Origin of the sequence: Desulfonauticus submarinus (assembly GCF_900104045.1) — a bacterium.
Taxonomy (GTDB): domain Bacteria; phylum Desulfobacterota; class Desulfovibrionia; order Desulfovibrionales; family Desulfonatronovibrionaceae; genus Desulfonauticus; species Desulfonauticus submarinus.
The window spans coordinates 163,022-188,675 of the sequence record NZ_FNIN01000003.1 but is presented as its reverse complement, the minus strand read 5'-3'; the positions used below and the strand labels follow the sequence as shown (position 1 = coordinate 188,675).

Below are 25,654 nucleotides of genomic sequence, written 5' to 3'. Positions count from 1 at the left end.
GTATGCAATTAAATTTAAATGATATAATAAAAGCTACTAATGCTATTGGTGATTTTGAAGATATAGACATACCAGTTAAGAGTATAAAAACAGATAGTAGAACAGTAGAGCCTGGAGATGTGTTTATTTGTCTATGTGGAGATCGCTTTGATGGACATACTTTTGCGAAAGAGGCAGAAAAAAAAGGTGCAATAGCATTAGTTGTTCATAGACCTTTAGACTTTATCCCCTCTATTCCAGTACTTTTAGTAAACGACACAGTAAAAGCTTTAGGCGATATTGCGTGTTTTTTAAGAACAAATACTAAAGCAAAGGTAGTAGCTATAACAGGATCTTGCGGTAAAACTACAACAAAAGAAATCGCTTATGCTGTGTTATCTCAAAAATTTAAAGTTGGTAAAAATCTAGGTAATTGGAATAATCAAATAGGAGTTCCTCTTTCTATTTTTCAATTTCAAGGAGAAGAGGATATTTGGCTTTTAGAAGTTGGAATAAATAATAAAAGAGATATGGATGAATTAGGATCTATTTTAAGGCCAGATATTGCTCTTATTTTGAATGTAGGACCATGTCACTTACAAGGACTTAAAGATGAAGAAACAGTTGCAGAAAATAAATCTAAATTGTTAAAGTATGTTAATATCGATGGAGTTGCTATTATAAATGGAGATAATAAGGCTTTGAAAGAAACTACGAGTAAGTATAACATTAATAAGATGTTTTTTAGTAAGGGAGAAGATATAGATATTAAATTTATGGGATTAGTAGATAGGAAGGGTAAATTTTTAATCAAATATAATAATCAAGAAGGGACAATAATACTCCCTTTTTGGGGAAATCATTTTGAAGAAAATTTAAGAGCAGTATTATATTTATCTTTTTACTTTAAATTAGATTTCAAAGATATTCTAACTGGTTTAGAATCATTAAATTTACCTAATCAAAGATTTAAAGTTGTAGAAAGTGATAAATACATTATTATTGACGATACATATAATGCTAATCCTATGTCAATGAGAGCCTCTTTATTAGCAACAAAAGAACTGGCTAAAAATCGTTCGTTTGCAGTTGTTCTGGGAGACATGGCTGAGTTGGGTGAAAGAGAAGAAGTGGAACATCATAAGTTAGGTTTGTTTTTGAAAACAATAAAACCTGATGTAGTGTTTTATAAAGGTAAGTGTGCTAAATTAGTTCAGGATACCTATGGACGAGAGAATTTCTTTATTGTGAATGACGAGGATGAATTTATTTCTTTTTATAAAAATTCTAACTTTAAAGATGGAGTGATTTTATTTAAGGCTTCTCGTTCTATTGGTTTGGAAAAATTATTAAATAAATTTAAACTTGAGGTTGGTTATTAATGTTTTATCATCTTTTATATCCCTTATCGTCACATTATTCTGTCTTGAATGTATTTAGGTATATAACATTTAGAAGTATATATGCTTTATTAACAGCATTATTGTTAAGTATTATTTTTGGTCCAAAGTTTATAAAGTGGTTAAAAAGCATTAGATGTAGCCAATATATCCAAGAAGATGTAGAGTGTCATAAGAAAAAAGAAGGCACTCCAACAATGGGTGGATTGCTGATAGGTTTTTGTGTTTTAATAAGTGTATTTTTATGGGCAGATTTGACTAATAAATATATTTGGTTGACTATATTTGTATTTGTAGGATTTGGTTTAGTTGGTTTGTATGATGATTATTTAAAAGTTATTAAGAAAAGAAATAAAGGATTGAGTGCTAAAGGAAAGTTTTTAGGACAGGTTATTGTTTCAATTGGTGTTGTCACTCTACTTTTAAACTGGCCTGGTTATAATACAAGTTTATTAGTTCCCTTTTTTAAAAATTTACATCCTGACTTAGGTTGGTTTTATGTTTTTTTTGCAGTTTTTGTTATGGTGGGTTCTTCTAATGGAGTTAATTTAACAGATGGATTGGATGGATTGGCAATAGGACCAAGTATTGTTTGTGCAGGATGTTTTACATTGTTTGTTTATGTGGCAGGCCATGTGAATTTAGCAAAGTATCTTCAAATTGCTTATATCCCTGGAGTTGGGGAGGTAGCAGTGTTTTGCTCGGCTTTAGTAGGTGCTGGTTTGGGTTTTTTATGGTTTAATGCCTATCCTGCAGATGTTTTTATGGGTGATGTAGGTAGTCTTAGTCTTGGGGGAACTCTTGGCTTTATTTCTGTTTTATGTAAGCAAGAGCTAATTTTAGTTATTGTGGGTGGGCTCTTTGTAATAGAAACTCTTTCTGTGATTTTACAGGTTGGGTATTTTAAACTAACCAAAGGTAAAAGAATTTTTCGTATGGCCCCGCTACATCATCATTTTGAATTACAGGGAATACCAGAATCAAAAATAATTGTGCGTTTTTGGATTTTGTCTATTTTATTGGCTTTAGTAGCTTTGAGTACCTTAAAGTTAAGGTAAAGAGGTAAAAGTGAGAGAACTTGTTTTTAAAGGACAATTAAAAGGACATAAAGCAGTTGTTGTAGGATGTGGTCGTTCTGGTCAAGCTGCAGTTAATTTGCTTGTGGCTTTAGGAGCAGATGTTTGCCTTGTAGAGAGGAATAAAAATAAAATCTCTTCTACTATCTTAGATTGGGTAGAGGAAAAAAATGTAAAATTGATTTTAGGAGAACATAAAAAATCACATTTTAAAGGAGCAAACCTTGTAGTTTTAAGCCCAGGAGTGCCTTTAAATCGTATCCGTTCTTTTGTTCCTTCCAATGCGTTTATTTGTTCGGAATTAGAGTTGGCCTCTTGGTTTGTAGATAAACCTATTATTGCAATTACTGGAACTAATGGAAAAACCACTACTACTTTGCTTATTGCTCATGTTTTAAAACAGGCAGGGAAAAAGGTTTTTGCTGGAGGAAACTTAGGTGTTCCCTTAAGTGAGTATGTATTAGGAGGGGAGCAAGTAGATTTTTTGATATTAGAGGTTAGTAGTTTCCAGCTTCAGGGATGTAATTCTTTTAGGCCTCAAGTAGCGATTTTACTTAATTTTTCTCCCAATCATCTTGATTTCCATTTAACAGAAGAAGAGTACTGGGAGGCAAAAATAAAACTTTTCATTAAACAAAAACAAAATGATATAGGAATTTTTCCTTTAGAGCTAAAACCCAAAATAGAAGAATTGAATTTATCATGTTCTAGAGTTTACTTTATACCTTCTAATCGTTTTCAACATGAATTTTTAATAGGTGAGCATAACCAAGCTAATATGGAAGCAGCATTTCTAGCTTTGAGGTATATAGGATTTAGTGAACAAGACTTTGCAGAATATAGCAAAGACTTTAGACCTCCAGAGCATAGAATGGAATTTTTTTGGAAATGGAAAAATATTGCATTTGTCAATGATTCTAAGTCCACAACGGTGGCCTCACTAAAGGCTGCTTTGGAATCAGTTAATAATCCAATTAGACTTTTATGCGGGGGAATATTTAAAGGAGGAGACTTAAAGGAGTTACGTGATATTGTAAAAAACAAAGTAAAAAAAATATATTTATTTGGAGAAAGTAAAGATATATTCCAAAATTCATTGAATGATTGTTGTCCTATTAGATGGTTTGAAACTTTAGAAGATGTATTTAAAGAATTAAGAGAAGACTTATTAAAAGAAGAAGACTCAGAAGTAGTAATGCTTTCACCAGCAACATCTAGTTTTGATTTATTTAAAGACTATAAAGATAGGGGAAATAAATTTAAAATGTTAGTCAGGAAGTACTTTGAAAATGGTCAACAGCTTTAAAGATTATAATAGAAATAGTCATATAGATTATTGGTTGCTTATAGCTGTATTGGGACTATCTATTATTGGATTGATAATGGTTTTTAGTTCAAGTGCTATTTTAGCTAAACAAAATTATAATAATAAACTGTATTTTTTTGAGAGACAACTTATATTCTTTTTTATTGGAATTATAATTATGCTGATTTCTTTAAAAATACCTGTGAAATTTTGGATAAAATTTAAATATGTCTTTGTGAGTATAGGTATTTGTCTTTTGGCTTTAACAGTATGTTCCCCTTTAGGGATAGAAGCAGGTAATGCTAAAAGGTGGTTAGATTTTAAATTTTTTACTTTTCAGCCATTGGAAATAGTAAAGGTATTTTTAGTTTTTTATTTAGCTTATTTTTATGCTAATAAACAGGATAAGATTCAGAGTTTTGGAATTGGCATTTTACCGCCTTTAGTTATTACTTTATTTTTAAGTGCGTTGTTAATTTTGCAGCCAGATCTAGGTGGAGCCGCTTTTTTACTGTTGTTATTTCTAAGTGTTGCTTTTGTAGGGGGAGTACCTTTAGGAAAATTGTTTGGGTTAGGTATAGCAGGTATAGGCGGATTATTGTTTTTTATCTTTTCTGCTTCTTATAGGATTAAAAGAGTGGAAGCTTTTTTACATCCTTTTTCTGATCCAGGAGATAAAGGTTATCAACTAGTCCAGTCATTTTATGGTTTAGCTAATGGAGGTCTTTTAGGAGTGGGATTGGGAGAAGGAAAACAGAAATTTTTTTATCTTCCAGAGGCTCACAATGACTTTATTTTAAGTATTTTGGGAGAGGAAATGGGATTTATTGGTCTTAGTATAGTATTTTTGCTTGTGCTTATCTTATTTTGGAGATGGCTAAAAATAGTATTATCTCAAGAAGATTTAGAAAACAAGTTATTAGCTTTTGGTTTAGGATTAATTTTGTTGGTTGGGATGTTTTTAAATATGGGAGTTGTGTTAGGGGTTCTTCCTCCAAAAGGAGTAACCATGCCATTTGTAAGTTATGGGGGAAGTAGTTTATTAAGTTCGTTTTTGTGTGTTGGTATTTTACTTAAGTTAGAGAGAAAAGGTTAAATATGCAAAAAGTAGTATTAGCAACAGGCGGGACAGGTGGACATATTTTTCCTGCCCTAGCTGTAGCTGATGAATTGAAAGCTAGATTCCCAGAAATAGATATTTTGTTTATAGGTGGAAAATTCGGACCTGAAAAAAAATTGGTTTCTTCTAAGGGATATAAATTTTTGGGGTTACCCATTAAAGGGGTTATAGGAAGAGGTTTAAAGGGAATAGGGCAAGGTATACTTTTAATTGGATCAATGGTTAAAAGCATTTTCTATCTTGGAAGATTTAAGCCTGATGTAGTGTTAGGTTTTGGAAGTTATGCCGCTTTTACTCCTGTTTTAGCTGCTAAATTGCTGAGGATAAAGACTGCTATTCATGAACAAAATATATTTCCTGGTGTTACTAATCGTTTGTTGGGAAAAAGAGTAGATAGAGTTTTTCTGTCCTTTGTAGATGAGTTTCATCTTTTTCCATCAGAAAAAGTTATTATAACAGGCAATCCTGTGCAGAAGAAGTTTTTTAAAATAAAACCAAAGGAGAATTTTTCTTCTAGAAATCTTCTAGTAGTTGGTGGAAGTCAAGGTGCTACTGTTATTAATAAGGCTATTGTAAATTGCTTGAAAGAGTTAAAAAGTGCTAAAATTAATATTTGGCACCAAACAGGAGAGAAAGACTTTGAGTGGGTCAAAAAAGTGTATGATAAGATTTATCCAAAGGCCAAAGTGGAGCCTTTTATTGAAGATATGCCACAGGCTTATGAATTTGCTGATTTAGTTTTATGTAGAGCTGGAGCATCTACTATTGCGGAGCTTATTGTGGTAAAAAGGCCAAGTATTTTGGTGCCATATCCATATGCTACTCATGATCATCAATTAAAAAATGCACGCGTATTGGAAAAACAAGGCGCTGGGATGATACTTATGCAACCTTATTTGGGAGAAATAAATCTTTCAGCTATTATTACTGATCTATTGGATAGTCCTCATAAATTAAGACAAATGGCAAATGCATATCAAAGTTTTGGGTATAATAGAGCATCTGAAAATATTGTAATGGAGTTGGAGAAATTAGTAAATGAAAATTAAAGTAAAAAGAATACATATGATAGGAATTGGTGGCTCTGGAATGTGTGGGATTGCAGAAGTATTGTTAAATTTAGGCTATAAGGTGAGTGGTTCAGATTTAGTAGAGGGAGCTAGTGTAAAGAGACTTAGAGCTTTAGGAGCTAAAATTTATATTGGACATAAAGAAAGTAATATTCAAAAGGCCCAAGTTGTAGTGAAATCAACCGCAGTAAAAGACAATAATCCAGAAATTAAGGCTGCCCAAAAAAAGAAAATTCCCATCATTCCTAGAGCAGAAATGCTAGCAGAACTTATGCGTTTAAAAACAGGCATTGCTGTAGCTGGAACTCATGGTAAAACTACCACCACATCGTTTTTAGGCACTATTTTTAAGGAAGCAGGCTTGGATCCTACTGTTATTATTGGAGGGCGTTTAAATGCCTTTGGTAGTAATGCTGTTTTAGGAAAAGGAGAATATTTTATAGCTGAAGCTGACGAGTCAGATGGTTCTTTTTTATGTCTCTTCCCTATAATGAATGTAGTAACAAATATAGATGCAGATCATTTGGACTTTTATCCAAATTTAGAAGCAATTAAAAAGGCATTTTTACGTTTTATGAATGCAGTTCCTTTTTATGGTCTTAATGTAGTTTGTGGCGATGATCCAAATATTAGAGAGCTTATATCAAAAATAAAAAGGCCTGTTCTTACTTATGGTTTTGGGCCAGATAATGATTTACAAGCTAAAATAAACGAGTGTGATCGAGGAAGTTGTTTTGAAGTTTTTTGGAAGAATAAAAGACTTGGAGAGGTTTGTTTGCCTCATCCAGGAGAACATAATATTTTAAATGCACTTGCAGCTATTGGTATTTCTTTAGAAGTAGGCATCCCAGAGCAAAAAATATTTAAAGGCCTATCGCGTTTTCAAGGTGTGGGTAGAAGATTTGAGATTAAAGGAGAAAAAAATAACATTGTGGTTGTAGATGATTATGGCCATCATCCTACAGAAATAGAGGCAACTTTAAAAACAGCTAGACAATGTTATCCTAAAAGAAGAATTGTTGTCTTATTCCAACCTCATCGTTTTACTCGCACCAAAGCTCTTTTTGGAGAATTTTGCCAAGTCTTACAAGGAGCAGATTTGCTATTATTAACAGAAATATATCCTGCTTCAGAAAAACCTATCCCTGGTATTAGTGGTTTTACTCTGGCTCAGGGGATTAAACAAATGGGTAAAGATGTTTTGTTTTTTGAAAATTTTGAGCAAGTAAGGGAACAATTAAAAGATATATTAAAGCCTGGTGATTTGTTCTTAACGCTTGGAGCAGGAAGTGTATATAAAGTTGGGGAATATTTTTTAAAATGAGAAAAATATCAAATCCAGATTTAAGTCAGTTTAGCTCTATTAGATTATTATCTCAAGGAGGGAATTTATATTTATTAGAAGGTATTAATGATTGTAAATATTTGGAGGAACTTTATAAAAAAGATAAAAAACCATTTATTGTTGGTAATGGAACAAATGTTATTTTTTATCCTTTTGTAAAAAGGGATATTGTAAAGTTAGTAAAACATAGGGAAATTAAAATATTAAAAGAAAATAAAAATGAAGTATATATACAGGTTGATGCTTCTTATCACTTAAAAAGTCTTCTTAGGATATGCTTAAAAGAAGGTTGGAGTGGAATTGAAGGATTGGTTGGGATACCTGCTAGTCTAGGCGGAGCAGTTTCTATGAATGCTGGTTCTTTTGGATACTGTATAGGAGATGTATGGACTAAAATAACTGTTTGGACTCCCAATGGGATTTTAGAAATAAAAAAAGAGGAAGTAAATCTTGAATATAGAAAATGTGACTTTGGTCAACGAGACTATCTAATTTTAGATGTTGTTATGTGTTTAAAGAAAAAAGACAGCTTAAAAGTTAAAGAAGAAACACAGAAATGGTATTTGAAGAAAAAACAAAACCAGCCTTTATCTTATCCAAGTGCTGGCTGTATATTTAAAAATCCTTCGTTTACAAAAAGTGCTGGGCAAATCTTAGATGAATGCGGTTTTAAAGGGGTTAGAAAAGGAGATGTTTGTTTTTCTACTAAGCATGCTAATTTTTTATTAAATTTGGGTAAAGGAAGAGCAGAAGATGCTATTTATCTAATAAAAAAGGCCCAAGAAGAGGTTTTAAAACGATATGGATTTTTATTAGACCTAGAGGTAATTCTACTTAATTTATGAGAATAAAAAATTGTGTGAAATAATATGTCAACTTATACAATGAAAACATCTTATATTACAAGACATAGTAAAAAGAAAAGGAAATTATCTTTACGAGTTATATTTTCATTTATTTTAGCTATATTTATAATTATTTTATCTTTGTTTTTTATTTTAAAAATTTATACATATCTTACAACAACTAGTTTTTTTTCAATAAAGCATATTAAAATTTATGGAAATAAAATATTGACTGATAATGATATTAAGTCTTTTTTAAATTTAAATTTGGGAGATAATCTTTTAAGTATTAATATTTCTGAGTTGAATTATAAACTTTATACCAATAATTGGATTAAAAGTTGTTTGATAAAAAGAGAACTGCCAGATACAATTACTATTTATGTAGAGGAAAAAGAACCTTGTTTTTTATTATTAGATAATGATAATAATATTTTTTACGCTGATATAAATGGCAATAAAATATCTAAAGTTTATTCTTCTAAATATATTTCTCTTCCTATTTTAAAATTAAGAACAGAAATGGATAAAAATATTTTGAAAAATATTATAGTTGCTTTTAAAGAAAAAAGATTTCCTTTTTCCTTAGATCAAGTACAACATATTGTAGTAGATAGTTTTCAGACAGAATTTTTTATAAAAGATATTGATACAGCTATTTTTTTAGAAAACAACGATATTAGAAGAGAGTCGATTTTTTTAAGTAAAGTTATTTCAGATTTAAGTGCAAAAAGAGAACTTAATAAAGTTAACAGGATAATAGTAATAGGAAATAAGATTTGGGTGTCCTATAGGAGACATTTTTTAAAGCCTTAAACAAAGGAGCTTTTTATGGCCAGGGACAATAATTTAGTAGTGGGATTGGATCTTGGCACCACAAAAATTTGCTGTGTAGTTGGTGAAGTAACAGAAGATGGAGTAGATGTAATAGGTATTGGTACAAGTCCTTCTACAGGGTTGCGTAAAGGGGTTGTGGTTAATATTGACCAGACAGTTCGCTCTATTCAAAGAGCAGTAGAAGAAGCAGAGTTAATGGCTGGCAGGGAAATACATTCAGTATATACTGGTATAGCTGGTAGTCATATAAAAGGTTTTAATAGTCATGGAGTAATTGCTGTTAAGGGCGGTGAAGTTAGTTCAAAAGATGTGGATAGAGTTATAGATGCTGCTAAGGCAGTTGCCATTCCTTTAGATAGGGAAGTGATTCATATTTTACCTCAAGAGTTTATAGTTGATGAACAGCGGGGTATTGCAGATCCGCTTGGTATGGCTGGAGTGCGATTAGAGGTTAAAGTCCATATTGTTACTGGTGCGGTAAGTAGTGCTCAAAATATTATTCGTTCTTGTCATAGAGCAGGCTTAGATGTGGAGGATATTGTTTTAGAATCTTTGGCATCTGCTAAATCAGTACTTACAGATGAAGAAAAAGAAATAGGAGTTGCCTTAGTTGATATTGGAGGAGGAACTACTGATATAGCAATTTTTTCTAAAGATTCTATCAGGCATACAGCTGTTTTAGCAATAGGAGGGACAAATTTAACTAGTGATATTGCTTATGGTTTGAGAACTCCTATGGGAGCAGCAGAACAAATAAAAGTGAAATATGGATGCGCATTAGCTGATTTAGTAAGGGATAATGAAGTTATAGAGGTACCTAGTGTTGGAGGCAGACCTTCTCGCAAGTTATCACGTCATATTCTAGCAGAAATATGTGAGCCAAGAATGGAAGAACTTTTAGTCCTTGTAGAGCAGGAATTGGTTCGTTCTGGCTTTAAAAAATCTATAGCTGCAGGAGTAGTGCTTACTGGCGGAGCTGCTTTAATTGATGGAATTCAGGAGTTAGGAGAGCAAATTTTTAATTTACCTACTAGAGTTGCTAGCCCTATAAATGTAGGTGGGCTAAAAGATGTGGTAAATAGTCCTATGTATGCTACTGCTGTTGGTCTTTTAAAATACGGAGCAGAAAAAATAGCTCAGGGAAGTAAGTTTAGAATTAGAGATAAAAATATTTTTAACAGAGTTCTTGGTAGAATGAAAAAGTGGTTTTCAGACATTAGTTAAACTTAGAAAATAAAATTGACCATAATTTGAGCTAAGTTTAAAATTTTTGGAAGGAGGAGACAATGGAATATTTAGAGTTAGAAATGGAAGGCAATGCTAAAATAAAAGTTGTTGGTGTTGGTGGGGGTGGAGGAAATGCTATTAATAATATGATTTGCTCTGCTATGCGTGGCGTGACCTTTATTGCCGCGAACACAGATCTCCAAGCCCTTAAAAGTTCTAAAGCAGAATATAAAATTCAACTAGGAGAAAAATTAACTAAGGGATTAGGTGCAGGAGCTAATCCTGAGGTAGGAAAGGAAGCAGCTTTAGAAAGTGCAGACGCTATTAAGGAAATTTTAGAAGGCAGTGATATGGTTTTTGTTACTGCTGGAATGGGGGGTGGAACAGGTACAGGAGCTGCACCAGTCATAGCCCAATTGGCAAAAGAAATGGGAGCGTTAACTGTAGCAGTAGTAACTAAGCCTTTTTATTTTGAAGGCAAAAGGCGGCTTGCCATTGCAGAACAGGGTATTAAAAACTTAAAAGAAGTTGTAGATAGTATTATAACCATTCCAAATGATCGCTTGCTTAATTTGGCTTCCAAAAAAGCCACATTTTTGGAGATGCTTAAAAAGGCAGATGAAGTATTATATTATGCAGTTAAGGGTATCTCTGATCTAATTATGGTGCCAGGCTTAATCAATTTAGATTTTGCTGATGTAAAGGCTGTAATGTCAGAAATGGGATTAGCTTTGATGGGCACAGGTATTGCTCAAGGAGAAGGCAGGGCTAGAGAGGCAGCTTTAAAGGCTATTAATAGTCCTTTGTTAGAGGATGTTTCTATTGAAGGCGCAAGAGGTATTTTGATGAATGTTAGTTGTGGCCCTGATCTAACAGTTGATGAAATTAGTGCAGCTGCAGATATTATTCACGAAGCTGCTCATGAAGATGCCAAAATTTATTTTGGAGCAGTTCTTGATGAAAATATTGGAGATGAATTGAGAATTACTGTTATTGCTACAGGTATAGAGGATAAAGAAGAACAACCTCCTGCAGAAGAAAAGGTAACGTCTTTTACAGAGATAAAGAAAAAGAATGAAAAGGCATTAAGACAAGTAAAGCCTCATTCTCCTGAAATAGAGAATAAGGAAGATTTAAGAGTGCCTGCATACTTACGAAAAAGAGGAAAAAGTTTTACTCAACCTACTGAAGATAATTCTGGAAAAGGAGAGGATTTTGTTTTTGAAGAAGAAGAGTTTGAAATTCCTACATTTATTAGAATGCAGGCAGATTAAAAATATAAATTATAGGGTATTTAGGTATTAGGCTGATTAATAGTTTTGAGTTTTAATTTAGACAAAGAAATTTTATTTTGGGGTAGAGATAAGGTTCCTTCCCGAGAGTGGGGAGGAAGGTTACCAATAGCTTTAATTTTTCCTGAGAAAAAAAACTTAGCTCTTTCTACGCTGGGCTGGCAAGCTGTTTTTAGATCTTTGATTAAAGAGGATGATTTTGTAGTAGAACGATTTTGTGGACAAGGGGAAGATGAAAAAGATTTTAAATCCCTTGACAATCATCTTCCTCTCTCCTCCTTCCCTATTTGGTGTTTTAGTCTTAATTTTGAATTAGATGCTTTAAATATCTTGCGTTATCTTAAGAAACATAACTTTTCTCTTAAAGCCCAACACAGAACACACTTCCCTCTTTTAATTGGTGGTGGCCCTTTAGCCTTTCTTAATCCATTTCCCTTGTTACCTGCTTTTGATTTTATGTTTGTGGGAGAAAGTGAAAAGGATTTTGTACCTCTTTTGCAAAATTTAAAAAGGGCTTACTTACAGGGTGCTCAAAAAAATGATTTGGTAGAGTTGGCGCTTAGTTGGGACTGTGTTCTTACAAAAGAAAAAAAAGCAAGACGGGTATTTCAATCTTCTTTTTTTCCTGCATATTCTCTTTTTGTGTCCAATAAAAGTGCTTTCCCAGATACTTTTTTACTGGAGATAAATAGAGGATGCCTTTATGGTTGTAGATTTTGTGCCGCAGGATATATTTATCGCCCTTTTCGGGAAATTTCCTTAAAAACAGCTAAAGAGATTATAAAAAAAGTACAGCCTAAAAAAGTTGGATTAGTTGGCACTGCCTTAACTGATTGGCCTTATTTAAAAGAGTTTTTATATTGGTTGGCAGAAAATAAAATAAAATTTAGTCTTTCTTCTCTTAGAATCGAAGCCTTAGACAAAGACTTTCTTATTTTTTTGCGTAAACAAGGTATAAGAAGTATTACTTTGGCTGTTGAAGGTATAAGTCTTAAAATTCGTCAATCTATAAACAAAAAGTTTCCAGAGAAAAAATTTTGGGAAGTAGTAAGTAATATTTCTAAATTACAATTTAACACCTTAAAATTATATTTTATTTTAGGCTTTCCAAATGAACAAGAAGATGATTTTAAAGAACTAGAAATTTTTTTGAATAGATTAAATAAAGTTAGAGCAGAGGCAAAAGGAAAAAAGAAAAAGGGACTAGATTTAATCCAAATTAGTGCTAGCATTTTAGTACCAAAACCCTGGACCCCTTTACAATGGATTGGCGTAGAAGATTTAGATATTTTAGAAGAAAAAATAAAGAAATTTAAAAAAATAGTGAAAAAATTTTCAGGAATAAGATTTAGTGGAGAAAAACCTATTTTATCCCACATTCAGGCAGTATTAGCTAGAGGAGATGAGCAAACTTTTTCATTTATTGAAACTGCCTTAAATGAGAACTCTTGGATTAAGGCCTATAAAAAAGAATACAAAAAAATTAAACAATATTTAAAAGAAAAAGATAAGGATACAGTATTTCCTTGGGACAATATTATTCAAGGCATTAATAAAGAATATCTATACAAAGAGTTTTTATTTTTTTATAAACAAAAACAGACAAGTTCGTGTAAAAAAGACTGCTTTAAGTGTTCTCAATGTGGGATAAGTAAATTTATAGAAGGTAAAAATGAAGATATTATTTAATGCTTTTGGTCCTTTATATTTTAAGCTAAAAGAGATGAATTTAAATACAGAAGTTAAACTTCCTCTTTTTGTCAAAACAATACAAGATCTTTTAGAATATTATAATTTATCTGATGAAGAAGTAGAAGCTTGTTTTGTAAATGGGAAAATAGTTCCATTTGATACAAGATTAAAAGATGGAGACAGAGTAGGGCTAGTTCCGCCAGGAATCCCTGGGCCATATAGACATTTACTTGGAATAAAAGATTCTAAAAAAAGGAGATTTTAAATGCCTTATATTGACAAAAATAAAAGGGAATTGTTTGATAAATATTTAGAAGAAATAGCAAAATCTATAAAAAATGAAGGAGAATTAAATTATTGTTTTTATAAGCTAAGCTGCTTATTAATAGAAAGAATAGGAGAAAGTTATGCAAACCTTAGTATGTGTTCTTCTGCTATGGAACATGCTAAGTTGGAATGGTATAGAAGAAAGTTAGTACCTTATGAAGACAAAAAAATAAAAGAGAATGGAGATATTTAATTTAAAATTTCACTTTTTATATGTCTTTTATAGCACTTAGAACATTGATATGGTTCTAGTCTATTTTTTAAATGATGTTTTCTAAACAGTCTATATTTCTTATCCCACCATATTTCTTTTAAAGAATTTTTATTAAGGTCTCCAAAGTTTTGTGGCTTTAAGTAGTATTTTTTATGAAAATAGTAATGTGTTGTTTTCCCTTTGATTGGTAACATGTGAAAAACACAGGGGTATATTTGTTTATTAGAACCAATCGTAGTTGACCATTGTATATTTTCTGTACATGGAGAATGTTGTTTTTGGAGAAGATTTATAGCTAAATTTGTATTATAACGTTTGGCCATGTTTTTTAAAAGATTTAAAAGTTTTTTTTGTTGGTTTGTAAGATTTTCTATAAAAATTAATTCATTTTCTAATTCTGGAGTTAAACATAAAGTAAGAGGATTGATTACAATTTCTGAAAAAATTTGTTGTTTTATAATAGATAAAAGACCTTCTAGTTCATTAAAGGTAGATTTAAATACTATATAGGCTAAATGTAGTGCTGGAGTCTGAATATTGTGTAATTGTTTATAATGTTTTATGTTTTGAGCTAATGATATAATTTTTTTAAAGGAAGTGCCTTTGCGAATAGAATCATTGGTCGCAGGAGTTGTACCTGCAAGGGAAAAAGCTAGGATATCGAGCCTTGAAGAGAGTATTTGGTTTAACATATTGTCATTTAATAACATCCCATTTGTTGTTAATCCTACCTTAATTTTTTTATTTTTTAAGTAGGAGATCATTTCTAATAGGTTAGGATAGAGTAGAGGTTCTCCCCAGCCTTGAAGGTAAACAAGTTCTACATTCCTTAGAAGTGGATTAAGTGCTTCAAGTATATTTAAAGGAATGTCTCTTTTTATCCAGTAAGGTTTTAAAATAGTATGAGGACAATAGGTACATTGAGCATTACAATTGGAAGTAATCTCAACTTGGATCCAAGAAAATACAGGGTTAAGAAATTTTTTTAAAATCATAGGCTAATCTCTTTTTCTAAACAAATGTATATCTGTTTAAATTATTTTTCAATAATAATAAATAATATGAATAAAAAGTTTTTTGGTTTAGAATAGAGTAGAGATAGAGTAGAGAGCGAAAAAATTTAAGATAGTGATATTTTTAATTTAGTAAAAATTGAATAAAAAAGTTGACGGCGAAATCATTTAGGTATAAAAGACTTCTTCCTATGACGCCCGGGTGGCGGAATTTTGGTAGACGCAAGGGACTTAAAATCCCTCGGTACATTGTACCGTGCCAGTTCGAGTCTGGCCCCGGGCACCAGAGATAAAAAAAAGCTGAAAGCTCTTGGCTTTCAGCTTTTTTTATTTATTATCATAGTGAATTCTGCAAACTATCCTTCAATAGCAATTTTTTTCGCTTTAGCCTTTTCACTTTTAGGTAAAGTAATAGTTAAGACTCCTTTTTTATATTTTGCCTTAATTTTACTTTCATCTACTTCAGAAGGTAAAGGAATTGCCCTATAAAAGGAACCATAACTTACTTCCATTCTTACAATATTGTCTTTTTCACTTTTAGATTCTTGTTTTTTCTCACCTTGTAAAATAAGGTAATTATTTTCTAGCCTTACATCTAAATCTTTAGTATCAAGGCCTGGAATTTCAGCTTTTACGATTATCTCATCGTCATTTTCTCTCACTTCTACTGCAGGAGCAAAAGTAGTACTTAACTCTCCATTGCCCCACCAAGTTTCTCTTAACATTCTGTCCATTTGATCAAATAAGTCAAATACACTGCTCGTAGGAGTGAGAACACTTTCTTGTTTTCTTCTTAAACTTGGTACAAATTTTTCTAACATGGCTCTCACCTCCTTTTTAAGATTTTATTTATTCTGCAGTAATGCTAATTTTTCTTGGTTTAGCTTTTTCAGCTTTAGGTAAGAAAAGGCTGAGTACTCCATTTTTTAAGTGAGCCTTAATTTTATCTTTGTCTACAATTTCTGAAATAGTAAATTGACGTCGAAATTCCCCTGGCACAAATTCTACATGAATATCTTTTGCCTTTTCTGGCTTATCCCATGTTACTTTTGCTTTTATTTCTAGTTCATTTTCTTTTAAGTCCAAGTCTAAATTCTGTTTATCTACTCCAGGTATATCCATGAGAATATAAAAACCTTCTTCTTTTTCTACAATATCTGTGTATGGAGAAAATACAATTTCTTTTGTTTGTTCTTTTTTGTTTATTGCTTGAGTCATTTTACTCCTCCTTAATTGCTTTCTATTTCAATTTTTTTAGGTTTATTTGCAGTAGATTTTGGGAGTATTATTTCTAATAATCCATTTTTCATTTTTGCTTTAATATTATCTGCATCAATAGGAACATTTAAATTTATTATCCTTTGAAATACTCCTGTTGGCCTTTCTTGACGATAATAATTACCTTGTTCTATTTTTCTTTCTCCTTTTAATACAAGGCTACCGTCAGTTAATGTAAGTTCAATATCTTCAATTTCAAGTCCTGGAAGCTCACTGTAGACATAAATATTGTCTTCATCTTCATAAATATTAATTGGTGGATAAGCTATTCTTTTCTGACTTATAACACTTGGACGAAAAAATTCATCAAAAATACGATCAAATTGTCTTGGTAAATCATAAAATGTACCTAAATCTATAACCATTTGTTCACCTCCTACGTTTTATTTTCATTTTTATAAATAAAAACAAAAGAAAAATAGTCAAGAGGGTGACCTAATTTTTTTCTTAACTTGAATTAGACTCAGTTAATATAGAGTTTAGGAAGGGCATTTAGGGGAACAAGCACTGCTATGGCATATGGATATGATATGAAATTCTGATTTTTGAAATTTATATAAGTGGTTTTTTAGTAAAAATTTAACAGCAGGGAAAAAATAACTTTAAGTCTATTATGCAAAGATATTGATAATAGAGCCTACCATGTTATCATAGGTTTGAATACTTTTTACATTAGCTGCAAAAGAATTTTCATTTATAATTTGATTTACCATTTCTGTGGCCAGATCCGTATTACTCCCCTCTACTAACACGTTTTTTTGCTCCACATAATTAGTGGTTTCATTTTGTTCTAATTCTATTTTTTCTACTAAGGGGCCAGGTTCAGAGCTTTGGATAATTTGAGATACATATACTCCTTTATCTTCTGGACCTGTTTGCAGATCTGCTCTGCTAGCTTTAAACTCTGGAGTGTTTATATTAGCCACATTATTAGCACTTACATCCTGCAAGGTGCTAAAACTCGTTAGAGCTGAAAGAGATGGGTAAATGTTCATTTTTCACCTCTCTTGAGGTTGGTTGGTTATAAGATAGTAAACCTTTTCTACAATTTTTTGTTTATGAACAATATTTATCATTTTAGGTTTACTTTTCCATTTTTTAAAATATTTTTCAGGCATAATCAAGAGTATTTTCTTTTTTTCTTTAAGCATTTTTTCAACATATGTTAAGTCTTTGGTTTCTTCAATATTGTGTTTTGCATAATAAGTATAAATTCCTGAATAAATTTTATAGGCTAGAGGATAATAACCCATTTTAATGTATTTTTTTATCTGAAGAGCCTGTTCTTTAGGGCTCATGAGTTTGTCAAGAGAAGGCGCTATATATTTTCCTGTATAAATAAAAATTAAGGGCATTGTTAAAAGTAAAAAAATGGGCAAAGTTTTACTAGGAACTGGCTTTTTTATTAAAATTATACTTAAAATTGCTAAGATACCTGCTAAACCCAATAGACCGTTTATTTTGAGAGGAAGATTAGGAAGAAAATTTATCCAGGGTAAACTTATAGCAAGAATGAGAAAAAAATATCCCATTACTTTGCTAAGAAGTTGCGACTCTGTTTGAAGGTTTTTATGCAGAAGTAAGAAAAATGGGGCAAAGAGAGGTAAGAGATAGATCGCAATTTTAATACTAATTAAAGATAATAAGGTAAATCCTGAACTAAAAAATACCAATAAAAATAATTCTCCGTGGGATAAGTTTTGCCATTCTTTTTTAGAGAAATTTATAAAAGAAAGGGTCCACGGTAAAACAACAAGAGGAAATACTAATAAATAGTGATAAAAGGGATGAGGATGATGCCATGTATGAGTGGCACGCCTATAGATTTGGTCATAAAGGATATTGGAGATAAACTCTTTTCCTTCTAAATAATAAGCTCCTAATAGCCAAAGTAATCCGCCCAAAAGAATTCCTAAAATTCCGAATCCTACATGTTTGTTAAAAAATAATTTTGGTTGTTTTTGCACTAAACTAAAACAAAAAAGAGTGAGCAGAGGAAAAAGAATACCCAAAGGTCCTTTAGTAAGTAAGGCTAAAAAGGACAATCCAAACCCAGCATAAAGATAAGCAGTTTTTTGGCTTTTTATAAAATGATAAATAGTTAAGTGAGCAAAGAGAATAAATGAGGCAAATAACAAATCCATTCTAAAATAATGAATAAGACCTAAGAAATAAAAATTAGTTAGAAGTAAACATGCTCCTAAGAAAGATTTTTGAGTATCTTGTAAAGTAACTTTTCCTAAAAAATAAGTTAGAATGAGATAGAAAAAGCCGCTTATTGCTGAGCCTAAAAAAAATAAAGTTTCTCCGCTTAGAGATGTTAAGTATGAAATTAAGGCTAAAAACCAAAAATAAAGAGGCGGCTTATCTGGGTATGGCTGGCCATTTAGATATAAAACAAGCCATTTTTTAGCCTTGATTAGATTTTCATAAACATTTGCATATCGTACTTCATCTGAAAACCAGAGCGCCCTGGTATTTAAGGTAAAAATAATATGTAAAGAATATATTGCTGTTAAAAGTAGAAGGGGATAATGGGTTAGTTTGTTGAGAAAAGTTTCTAACTTGTTAACATATTGTGTTTTTTGCATTTTTTTCTCCATAAGATATAAATAAGGTATCCAGCTATACTTCCTAAAAAGTAGCCTGCTAAGACATCAGAAGGATGGTGTTTCCCAAGGTAAATTCTAGAAAACCCTACTAAAGCAGAAAATATACCTAAACTTAAGGTGAGTAAAATATTTTTTTGTTTTAAAACCAAGGGAAGAGTTGCTCCATAAATTTCAGTAGTATGCCCAGAAGGGAAAGAATTATTTTTGGCTGCAAAGGAAAAAAAGGTAAATGCAGAGCCAAATTCTGGACGTTGTCGACCAAGAGTAATCTTTAAGATCCTAACTCCTAAAAAAGAAATTAAGATTTGAACTACAAGATAAATTAAACTAAAGTAAATTAGTTTAAAATTATGTCTTTTTATTCCCTTCAGCAGAATAATAGAATATACAATATAAAAAATAGGATTTCCAAACTCAGTAATAAATTTAAAAAAAATAGTTAGATTTGGGTAAGAAATACGTATTTTTTTGAAAAATAAAAAAATTTCTTGTTCGTTGCCTATGAAGTAGATAAGACAAAAAAGAATTATTAATGGTAAAGAAAAAAGCAAAAAGTGTAAAATTGTCTTTTTACTCATATCTTTTAAAAATGACATATAATGTATTAAAAATCAAGATAAATGAGAGACAAAAATTTATTTTATAAAGTGAAGCAGAAAAAGCAATATAATCAATTTATCATAATAGGAAAAGTTTTTTAATCTTGAAATAATTTTTTAATATCTTTAAAAGTAAAAGTAATATTGATTTTATTTTTAAACTAGTTTTCAATTTTTTATCTGTAAAGATACTTAATGAGTAAAATTTTATCTTATAGGATAAGTAGTTTTTAAGTTTATTTCAATATTCAAAAATGATTTTTTTAATGAAGAATATTATATTTATAGGATAGTAGATAAGGCTTTTGGGTTGACCTATGAGGATAGGCTTTGTTAAAAGCAAAAAATTGTAATTTTTGATATAAAGGAGAGGATTGCTCATGAATGTATGTATTGTTGGTACAGGTTATGTAGGTCTTGTAAGCGCGGCTTGTTTTGCAGAAATGGGGAATAAAGTAGTTTGTGTGGATATAAATCCTCAGGTGGTAGAAAAATTAAAACAAGGAGAAGTCCATATTTATGAACCTGGTTTAGAAGAGTTAGTAAAAAGAAATTATGCAGAGGGAAGATTAATTTTTACCACCAATTTAGAGGAAGGCTTAGCAGAAAGTTTATTTGTTTTTATTTGTGTAGGAACTCCACCAAAGAAAGATGGTAGTGCAGATCTATCTTATGTTTATCAAGTTGCAAGAGATATCGGCAAGCTTATGCAAGACTATAAAATTGTGGTGGATAAATCAACAGTACCTGTAGGTACGGCTGACAAAGTAAAGAGTTTGATTTTAGAAGAGCAGAAAAAGAGAGGAGTGAGCATAGAGTTTGATGTAGTTTCTAACCCTGAATTTTTAAAAGAAGGAGATGCAGTAAATGATTTTATGAAACCAGATAGGGTGATAGTGGGAACTGACAACGTTAGAACAGCTGAACTCCTAAAAACTCTGTATGCGCCTTTTGCGAGAAGCAGGGAAAAATTAATTATTATGTCTGTAAGAAGTGCAGAGATGACAAAATATGCAGCCAATTGTATGCTGGCCACAAAAATTTCATTTATAAATGAAATTGCCAATATTTGTGAGAGAGTAGGGGCAGATGTGGGAGATGTTCGGTTGGGAATTGGTTCTGATCATAGAATTGGCTATCATTTTATTTATCCAGGAGTGGGGTATGGAGGTTCTTGTTTCCCAAAAGACGTTAAAGCTCTTATTTCAACTGCCTTAGAATATGGATATGACCCGTTATTACTTCAAGCAGTGGATAGAGTAAATGATCTTCAAAAAGAGGTTTTACCTTTAAAAATTATTAATTATTTTGAACCCCAAGGTGGAGTAAAAGATAGAGTTTTAGCCTTATGGGGGCTTGCTTTTAAGCCCAATACAGATGATATGAGAGAGGCACCAGCTTTAGTTTTAATAGAAAGGTTAACTGCTTTAGGAATGAAAATAAAGGCTTTTGATCCAGTGGCAAGAGATAAAGCCAGAGATGTTTTAAAGGATAATTCATTGGTAGAAATCGTAGATGAACAATACGATGCTTTAGAACAAGCTGATGCTTTAGCAGTGGTTACAGAGTGGAATCAATTTAGAAACCCTGATTTTGATAAATTAAAAAAGAGTTTAAAGGCTCCAATTGTGTTTGATGGAAGAAATCTTTATTCTCCTCGGTTTATGGGGGAGATGGGGTTTGCCTACTTTAGCATAGGAAGGCGTATGTACGGCAAAAAAATGTAAAAAATGGTCGGGATGCGGGGATTCGAACCCCGGGCCTCAGCGTCCCGAACGCTGCGCTCTAGCCAGACTGAGCCACATCCCGAAGAAATAATTGTAGCTTACAGAGGTAAAAAACACAAGAGGCAAAAAGATGGAAGATAAAGAGCAGGAAAAGATTTTAGTGGTTGATGATGAAGAGAGCTTAAGGCTTATTTGTGAAGATGCTTTGCTTGATGAGGGATATAAAGTTTTTACTGCTGAAGATGGAGAAAAAGCCCTTCAAATTTTGCGAGAACAGAAGGATATAGATTTAGTTGTTAGCGATCTTAAAATGCCTAATTTGAATGGAATCGAACTTTTAAAGCAGGCTAAAAAGGAAGAATTAGATGCTGATTTTCTAATTATGACAGGATTTGGCACTATAGAAGTAGCAGTGGAATGTATTCGTTTGGGAGCGGCTGACTATTTACCCAAGCCTTTTAATATTTCTCATTTAATTGTTAAGGTAAGAAAGGTCTTACAAGAAAGAAGGAGAAGATTAGAGAGACAGAGGTTAAGCAATGTTGTTAGAATTTTGAATCTTAGTAGTGCTTTAAATAGAATAAAAGACTTTAAGGGTATTTTATATGAATTTATTTATCATCTCCAAAGGAATTTTAATCCCGATAGTTTAATAATTTCATTTTATAGTTCTAGGAGTGGTAAATTAGAACAAAAAGTAATAAGAGGAAAATTTTTAAGAGAAAATTATCAATTTATTTTTCCATTAAGTAAAAAAATGATTACAGTTTTAGAAGAAAATAGTACATTTTTTAATGATAGTTATACATTTAAAGATATAAAAAAGACGTTTTCTTTGTTAATTATTCCTTTAACAGTGCAAAATGAAAAGATTGGTGCATTGTTGTTATTAAAGGAGAATAAAGAAAAGATATCTTCTTTACTCAAAAATAAACAATTAATTAATATTTTTTGTATGCATGCTGCTAGCAGTTTACAAAATGCCAGATTTTTTGAGCGTCTTAGGAGTTTAAACTTAGAAATCATTAGCTCTTATGCTAAGGCAGTAGAAGCTAGGGACTATTATACTAAGGGTCATTCTGAAAATGTGGCTAGATATGCATTTAATTTGGGTAAATTTATAGGCTTAGGAGATAAAGAACTTGAGCTTTTATATGTAGGGGGTATGCTCCATGATATTGGTAAAATAGGTATTCCTGATAAAATTTTAAACAAGCCTGGAAAATTAACTGATAAAGAATACGAAATAATGAAGCAACATCCTGTAATAGGAAAGGAGATTTTAGACAAAGTTGAATTTTTAAAAGAGATATTGCCTTTAGTTTATCACCATCATGAAAGAATAGATGGAAAAGGTTACCCAGAGGGTCTTACAGGTGAACAAATTCCTTTATTAGTCAAGATACTTTCGGTTGTAGATGCTTTTGAAGCAATGACTTCCAATAGGTCTTATCGTAATGCTTTGCCTTTGGAGAAAGTAGAGAAAATAATGTTTGAAGGAGCTGGAACTCAATGGGATGAAGATTTAGTTCATAAATGGTTTTTTTTGGTAAAAGATAGGGGTATAGAAAAACTTAAAAATGTTTCAGAATTTAAAGGTGTTTTTAGGCTTTTAAACTAGGGTGTTGGTTATGGATAAAATTAAGGTATTGGTAGTGGATGACTCCGCTTTTATGCGGAGAGCAATAAGCACAATGTTGAAAAAAGATATTGATATAGATGTTGTGGGGACGGCAAAAAATGGAGAAGAATGTCTTGAGCTTATTAAGGCGTTAGATCCTGATGTTGTAACATTGGATATAGAAATGCCTGTAATGGATGGGTTAACAGCTCTTAAAGAAATCATGAGGAATTATCCCCGCCCTGTTATTATGGTTAGTTCTCTTACTACCGAAGGTGCAGAAGCTACGTTAAAGGCTTTAGATCTGGGTGCTGCTGACTTTATTCCTAAACAATTATCTAAAGTTAGTTTAGAAATTGTAAAAATAGAACAAGAGTTAATTGCTAAAGTTAAAAGTTTAGCCAAAAATAAAGCAATTTACATAAAAAAAGAGAGACAAACACCTGAATCTGTTAAAAAAGATATTAAATTACTTGCAAAAACAGAACAAAAAGTTTTATCTTATAAAGGACAGAAGCAAATTCGAGATATAGTGGCCATAGGAGTTTCTACAGGAGGACCACCCGTTGTGCAAAAGATTTTGAATCTTCTTCCTAAGGATTTTCCTGCTGCAATTGTTATTGGTCAGCATATGCCTCCTGCTTTTACTGGCCCTTTTGCTAAAAGACTAAATGCTACTTCTTCCTTAGATGTTAAGGAAGCAGAAGATGGAGATACATTAAAGCCAGGATTGGCTTTAGTAGCACCAGGAGGAAGACATTTAAAAATTATTCAAAAGATAACCCATATAGAAGTTGGAATTAGTGAGTTTCCTAGAGATGCCTTATATAAACCTTCTGTAGATGTTTTGTTTTCATCTGTAGCTAGGGCTGTTGGAAGAAGAGGTATTGGTATAATTTTAACAGGCATGGGAAGTGATGGATTAAGAGGAGCTAAAGAGTTGAAAAGAAAAGATGGGCGTATTTTGGCTCAAAGTGAAGAGAGTTGTGTTGTGTATGGTATGCCTAGAGCGGTAATAGAAGAAAATATTGCAGATAATGTATGTGCACCTGAGGATATGCCTGATTTGATTTATCACTATATGTTTCACAATGATAATCCCAAATAACTCTTTAAGGATGGAGAATATGGATTACACAAAGGAAAAAGTGCTTGAATTATTAAAAAGTCCAAATCCTGAGGAACAAAGAGAAGGTGCATTTGAAGCTAGGGAGATGAATTTAAGAGAAGCTGTTCCCTTTTTGGTCCCTTTGCTTAGAAGTGAAAATGTAGGGGTCCAAGAGGCAGCTGACTTGGCGTTAAGAAAAATAGGAGGAAAAGAAGTTGTAGGTGCATTAATTGAGCTTTTAAAAGATGATGATGCTGCTTTGCGAAATCAAGCAATGGATATTCTAAGAGAGACAGGGAAGGATGGCATAGAGCTTCTAATACCCTATTTGGAAGATGAGGATAGAGATATTAGAATTTTTGTGGCAGATATTTTGGGATGGTCTGATTCATATAAAGCAATCACCCCTTTATGTAATTCTTTGCTTACTGATAAAGATCCAAATGTAAGATACCAGGCTGCGGTTAGTTTAGGATTAATTGGGCATAAAGAGGCAGTAGAATGTTTGGCAAAAGCCTTGGATGATGAGGAATGGGTCCAATTTGCAGTTATTGAAGCCTTGGTGAAAATTAGAGATGAGGATAGTATTCATATTCTTGTAGAGAGATTAGATTCTTCTTCTGAGCTTGTGGCTTCTATGATTGTGGAAGGAATAGGAGAACTTGGATTTACTAAGGCTGTTCCTCTTTTAGCTAAAAAATTAGAACATGTCCCTCAGGCTTTAAAATCAAAAATATTTAAAGCTCTTTATAAATTGTTGGGTAAGACCTCGTTTCAACTCTTTTTAGAGAAGAACAGGCAGTCTTATTTAAGTTACTTGTTAGAAACTTTAGAAGATGAGGAAGAAGATACAAGAAAAGTTGCTATTATTGGTTTGGCAAAAATCGGAGATGAGCGGGCTACTAAAAAACTTTTGGATTTGGCTGAGCAAATAAATGTAGAACATTTAGTAGATACTGTGCATAAGGAAGATGTAGTTGATTTGTTAGTAGAATCTTTAACTGAAATTGGTCCAAATTCTTCTCTTTTTGAAGCACTTTTTGATGATTCTCCATCTAGAAACTTAATTGCTATTAGGGTGTTAAAGCAAATAGGAGGAGCAGTAGCAGAAGAAAAATTAAGAGAAGTTTTTTGGAAAAAAGATAGAGATATTCAAAGAGAAATTGCATTGGCTTTAGAATTTATTTGCCTTCCTCAAACCAAGGAGTTGTTTCTAGAGGTACTGGATAAACATCAAGATGGCGATGTTTTAAAGGCTGCTCTTAGATATTTTGGAAAGCTTAAGAGAGAGGAATTTGTAGAATTATTATTTAAATTTTTAGATCATCCTTGGGACGATGTAAAAGATACTGCTTTAGATAGTTTGATTCAAATAGGTGGAGATAAGGTTTTAAAAGGGTTTAAAAACTTTTTTAAAGATAATGACCCATTACATCGACTTATGGCAATATATGCTTTTGGAGAGTTAAGGGCAGAAGAATATATTGATCTTGTAAAAGAGGCTTTAGAGGATGAAGTAGTAGATATTAGAAAAGTAGCTTTAGAATCTTTAGCTAAGTTATGTAAAAAGTCTCAAGAAGTTTTAGATTTAGTAGGCAGTAAGCTTAAAGATGAGTCTAATGAAGTAAGGCTAACTTTAGTAGAGCTTATGAGTAAATGTGACCATAAGGATGTTGTGTCTTATCTTGTAGAGGCTTTAGATGATGTAGACGATTGGGTAAAGATACGGGCTTTAGAGGCTTTAATTGAAAAAGGAGAAATTAATGAAGAGATTACAAATAAGATTATTTCTTTTTTGAATTATCCTAATAAAATTGTAGTGTTAAAAGCCATAGAGGCATTGGGAGAGCTTCGCACAGAAAAGGCTTTTTTATCACTTTTAGATATGTTAGAAATAGATGATTATGAAATTCAAGATGCAGTGGAAAATGCTTTAGATAAATATCAAAGGGATGGAGAAAAATAA

At 31.9% G+C, this 25,654-nt stretch carries 24 protein-coding genes and 2 tRNA genes; 18 read left to right on the top strand and 8 right to left on the bottom strand.

Features of this window, described 5'->3' with window-relative positions:
* The first annotated feature begins 2 nt into the window (after positions 1 to 2).
* The 13 genes from BLP60_RS05225 (at position 3) to BLP60_RS05165 (ending at position 13,709) form a co-directional block, all read left to right on the top strand.
* A complete protein-coding gene (locus BLP60_RS05225; RefSeq protein WP_092064502.1) occupies positions 3 to 1,361 on the top strand; it encodes a UDP-N-acetylmuramoyl-tripeptide--D-alanyl-D-alanine ligase in 1,359 nt (452 codons plus the stop codon).
* Positions 1,361 to 2,437: a phospho-N-acetylmuramoyl-pentapeptide-transferase gene (mraY, locus tag BLP60_RS05220; RefSeq protein ID WP_092064499.1), complete on the top strand. Its 1,077-nt coding sequence runs from the start codon at positions 1,361 to 1,363 to the stop codon at positions 2,435 to 2,437. Before BLP60_RS05225 ends, mraY begins: the two co-directional genes overlap by 1 nt.
* 10 nt (positions 2,438 to 2,447) lie before the next feature.
* Positions 2,448 to 3,761, top strand: coding sequence for a UDP-N-acetylmuramoyl-L-alanine--D-glutamate ligase (gene murD, locus BLP60_RS05215; protein WP_092064497.1), 1,314 nt, complete (start codon positions 2,448 to 2,450; stop codon positions 3,759 to 3,761).
* Positions 3,745 to 4,857: a putative lipid II flippase FtsW gene (ftsW, locus tag BLP60_RS05210; RefSeq protein WP_092064494.1), complete on the top strand. Its 1,113-nt coding sequence runs from the start codon at positions 3,745 to 3,747 to the stop codon at positions 4,855 to 4,857. Before murD ends, ftsW begins: the two co-directional genes overlap by 17 nt.
* Positions 4,858 to 4,859: 2 nt before the next feature.
* Positions 4,860 to 5,930 (top strand): undecaprenyldiphospho-muramoylpentapeptide beta-N-acetylglucosaminyltransferase, encoded by a 1,071-nt coding sequence (gene murG, locus BLP60_RS05205; RefSeq protein ID WP_092064491.1) that lies wholly within the window; start codon positions 4,860 to 4,862, stop codon positions 5,928 to 5,930.
* Positions 5,920 to 7,275 (top strand): UDP-N-acetylmuramate--L-alanine ligase, encoded by a 1,356-nt coding sequence (murC, locus tag BLP60_RS05200; RefSeq protein WP_092064488.1) that lies wholly within the window; start codon positions 5,920 to 5,922, stop codon positions 7,273 to 7,275. The genes murG and murC overlap by 11 nt, the downstream gene beginning before the upstream one ends.
* On the top strand, positions 7,272 to 8,141 hold the full coding sequence (murB, locus tag BLP60_RS05195; protein WP_092064485.1) for a UDP-N-acetylmuramate dehydrogenase: 870 nt from the start codon (positions 7,272 to 7,274) through the stop codon (positions 8,139 to 8,141). Before murC ends, murB begins: the two co-directional genes overlap by 4 nt.
* 24 nt (positions 8,142 to 8,165) lie before the next feature.
* Positions 8,166 to 8,957, top strand: coding sequence for a cell division protein FtsQ/DivIB (locus BLP60_RS05190; RefSeq protein ID WP_092064482.1), 792 nt, complete (start codon positions 8,166 to 8,168; stop codon positions 8,955 to 8,957).
* 15 nt (positions 8,958 to 8,972) lie between these two features.
* Entirely contained in the window at positions 8,973 to 10,202 is a 1,230-nt protein-coding gene (ftsA, locus tag BLP60_RS05185) for a cell division protein FtsA (protein ID WP_092064479.1), read from the top strand.
* A gap of 62 nt (positions 10,203 to 10,264) precedes the next feature.
* Positions 10,265 to 11,479: a cell division protein FtsZ gene (ftsZ, locus tag BLP60_RS05180; protein ID WP_092064476.1), complete on the top strand. Its 1,215-nt coding sequence runs from the start codon at positions 10,265 to 10,267 to the stop codon at positions 11,477 to 11,479.
* Positions 11,480 to 11,524: 45 nt separating this feature from the next.
* Complete coding sequence (locus BLP60_RS05175; RefSeq protein ID WP_092064473.1) at positions 11,525 to 13,186, top strand: radical SAM protein; 1,662 nt, start codon at positions 11,525 to 11,527, stop codon at positions 13,184 to 13,186.
* Positions 13,170 to 13,454, top strand: a complete 285-nt coding sequence (locus BLP60_RS05170; protein ID WP_092064470.1) for a MoaD/ThiS family protein — start codon at positions 13,170 to 13,172, stop codon at positions 13,452 to 13,454. Before BLP60_RS05175 ends, BLP60_RS05170 begins: the two co-directional genes overlap by 17 nt.
* Positions 13,455 to 13,709, top strand: coding sequence for a DUF6899 family protein (locus BLP60_RS05165; protein WP_092064467.1), 255 nt, complete (start codon positions 13,455 to 13,457; stop codon positions 13,707 to 13,709).
* On the opposite strand, the gene BLP60_RS05160 is transcribed toward BLP60_RS05165, so the two are convergent.
* Positions 13,706 to 14,725 carry a radical SAM protein gene (locus BLP60_RS05160; RefSeq protein ID WP_092064464.1) on the bottom strand — a complete coding sequence of 340 codons (1,020 nt, stop codon included), beginning with the start codon at positions 14,723 to 14,725 and terminating at the stop codon, positions 13,706 to 13,708. The two genes, BLP60_RS05165 and BLP60_RS05160, sit on opposite strands and share 4 nt — an antisense overlap.
* Before the next feature lie 214 nt (positions 14,726 to 14,939).
* On the opposite strand from BLP60_RS05160, the gene BLP60_RS05155 reads away from it, so the two are divergent.
* A tRNA-Leu gene (locus BLP60_RS05155) sits at positions 14,940 to 15,029 on the top strand.
* Between the two features lie 70 nt (positions 15,030 to 15,099).
* On the opposite strand, the gene BLP60_RS05150 is transcribed toward BLP60_RS05155, so the two are convergent.
* From BLP60_RS05150 to BLP60_RS05125, 6 genes are all read right to left on the bottom strand, one after another.
* Positions 15,100 to 15,564, bottom strand: a complete 465-nt coding sequence (locus BLP60_RS05150) for an Hsp20/alpha crystallin family protein (protein ID WP_092064461.1) — start codon at positions 15,562 to 15,564, stop codon at positions 15,100 to 15,102.
* 28 nt (positions 15,565 to 15,592) lie between these two features.
* A complete protein-coding gene (locus BLP60_RS05145; RefSeq protein WP_092064458.1) occupies positions 15,593 to 15,961 on the bottom strand; it encodes an Hsp20/alpha crystallin family protein in 369 nt (122 codons plus the stop codon).
* An 11-nt stretch (positions 15,962 to 15,972) separates the two neighbouring features.
* Entirely contained in the window at positions 15,973 to 16,386 is a 414-nt protein-coding gene (locus BLP60_RS05140) for an Hsp20/alpha crystallin family protein (RefSeq protein WP_092064452.1), read from the bottom strand.
* 246 nt (positions 16,387 to 16,632) lie between these two features.
* On the bottom strand, positions 16,633 to 17,016 hold the full coding sequence (locus BLP60_RS05135; protein WP_092064595.1) for a flagellar basal body rod C-terminal domain-containing protein: 384 nt from the start codon (positions 17,014 to 17,016) through the stop codon (positions 16,633 to 16,635).
* A gap of 3 nt (positions 17,017 to 17,019) precedes the next feature.
* Complete coding sequence (locus BLP60_RS05130) at positions 17,020 to 18,612, bottom strand: ArnT family glycosyltransferase (RefSeq protein ID WP_159427690.1); 1,593 nt, start codon at positions 18,610 to 18,612, stop codon at positions 17,020 to 17,022.
* Complete coding sequence (locus tag BLP60_RS05125) at positions 18,582 to 19,211, bottom strand: phosphatase PAP2 family protein (protein WP_159427689.1); 630 nt, start codon at positions 19,209 to 19,211, stop codon at positions 18,582 to 18,584. The genes BLP60_RS05130 and BLP60_RS05125 overlap by 31 nt, the downstream gene beginning before the upstream one ends.
* Positions 19,212 to 19,612: 401 nt before the next feature.
* On the opposite strand from BLP60_RS05125, the gene BLP60_RS05120 reads away from it, so the two are divergent.
* Entirely contained in the window at positions 19,613 to 20,959 is a 1,347-nt protein-coding gene (locus BLP60_RS05120; RefSeq protein WP_092064443.1) for a UDP-glucose dehydrogenase family protein, read from the top strand.
* 4 nt (positions 20,960 to 20,963) lie between these two features.
* On the opposite strand, the gene BLP60_RS05115 is transcribed toward BLP60_RS05120, so the two are convergent.
* Positions 20,964 to 21,041, bottom strand: a tRNA-Pro gene (locus BLP60_RS05115).
* Positions 21,042 to 21,089: 48 nt separating this feature from the next.
* Here BLP60_RS05115 and BLP60_RS05110 point away from each other — a divergent pair.
* Genes BLP60_RS05110 through BLP60_RS05100 form a run of 3 tightly spaced genes read left to right on the top strand, consistent with a single transcriptional unit; the run spans position 21,090 to position 25,654 of the window.
* Positions 21,090 to 22,580 carry an HD domain-containing phosphohydrolase gene (locus BLP60_RS05110; protein ID WP_092064440.1) on the top strand — a complete coding sequence of 497 codons (1,491 nt, stop codon included), beginning with the start codon at positions 21,090 to 21,092 and terminating at the stop codon, positions 22,578 to 22,580.
* A 10-nt stretch (positions 22,581 to 22,590) separates the two neighbouring features.
* Positions 22,591 to 23,688: a protein-glutamate methylesterase/protein-glutamine glutaminase gene (locus tag BLP60_RS05105; RefSeq protein WP_092064437.1), complete on the top strand. Its 1,098-nt coding sequence runs from the start codon at positions 22,591 to 22,593 to the stop codon at positions 23,686 to 23,688.
* A 19-nt stretch (positions 23,689 to 23,707) separates the two neighbouring features.
* A complete protein-coding gene (locus BLP60_RS05100) occupies positions 23,708 to 25,654 on the top strand; it encodes a HEAT repeat domain-containing protein (RefSeq protein ID WP_159427688.1) in 1,947 nt (648 codons plus the stop codon).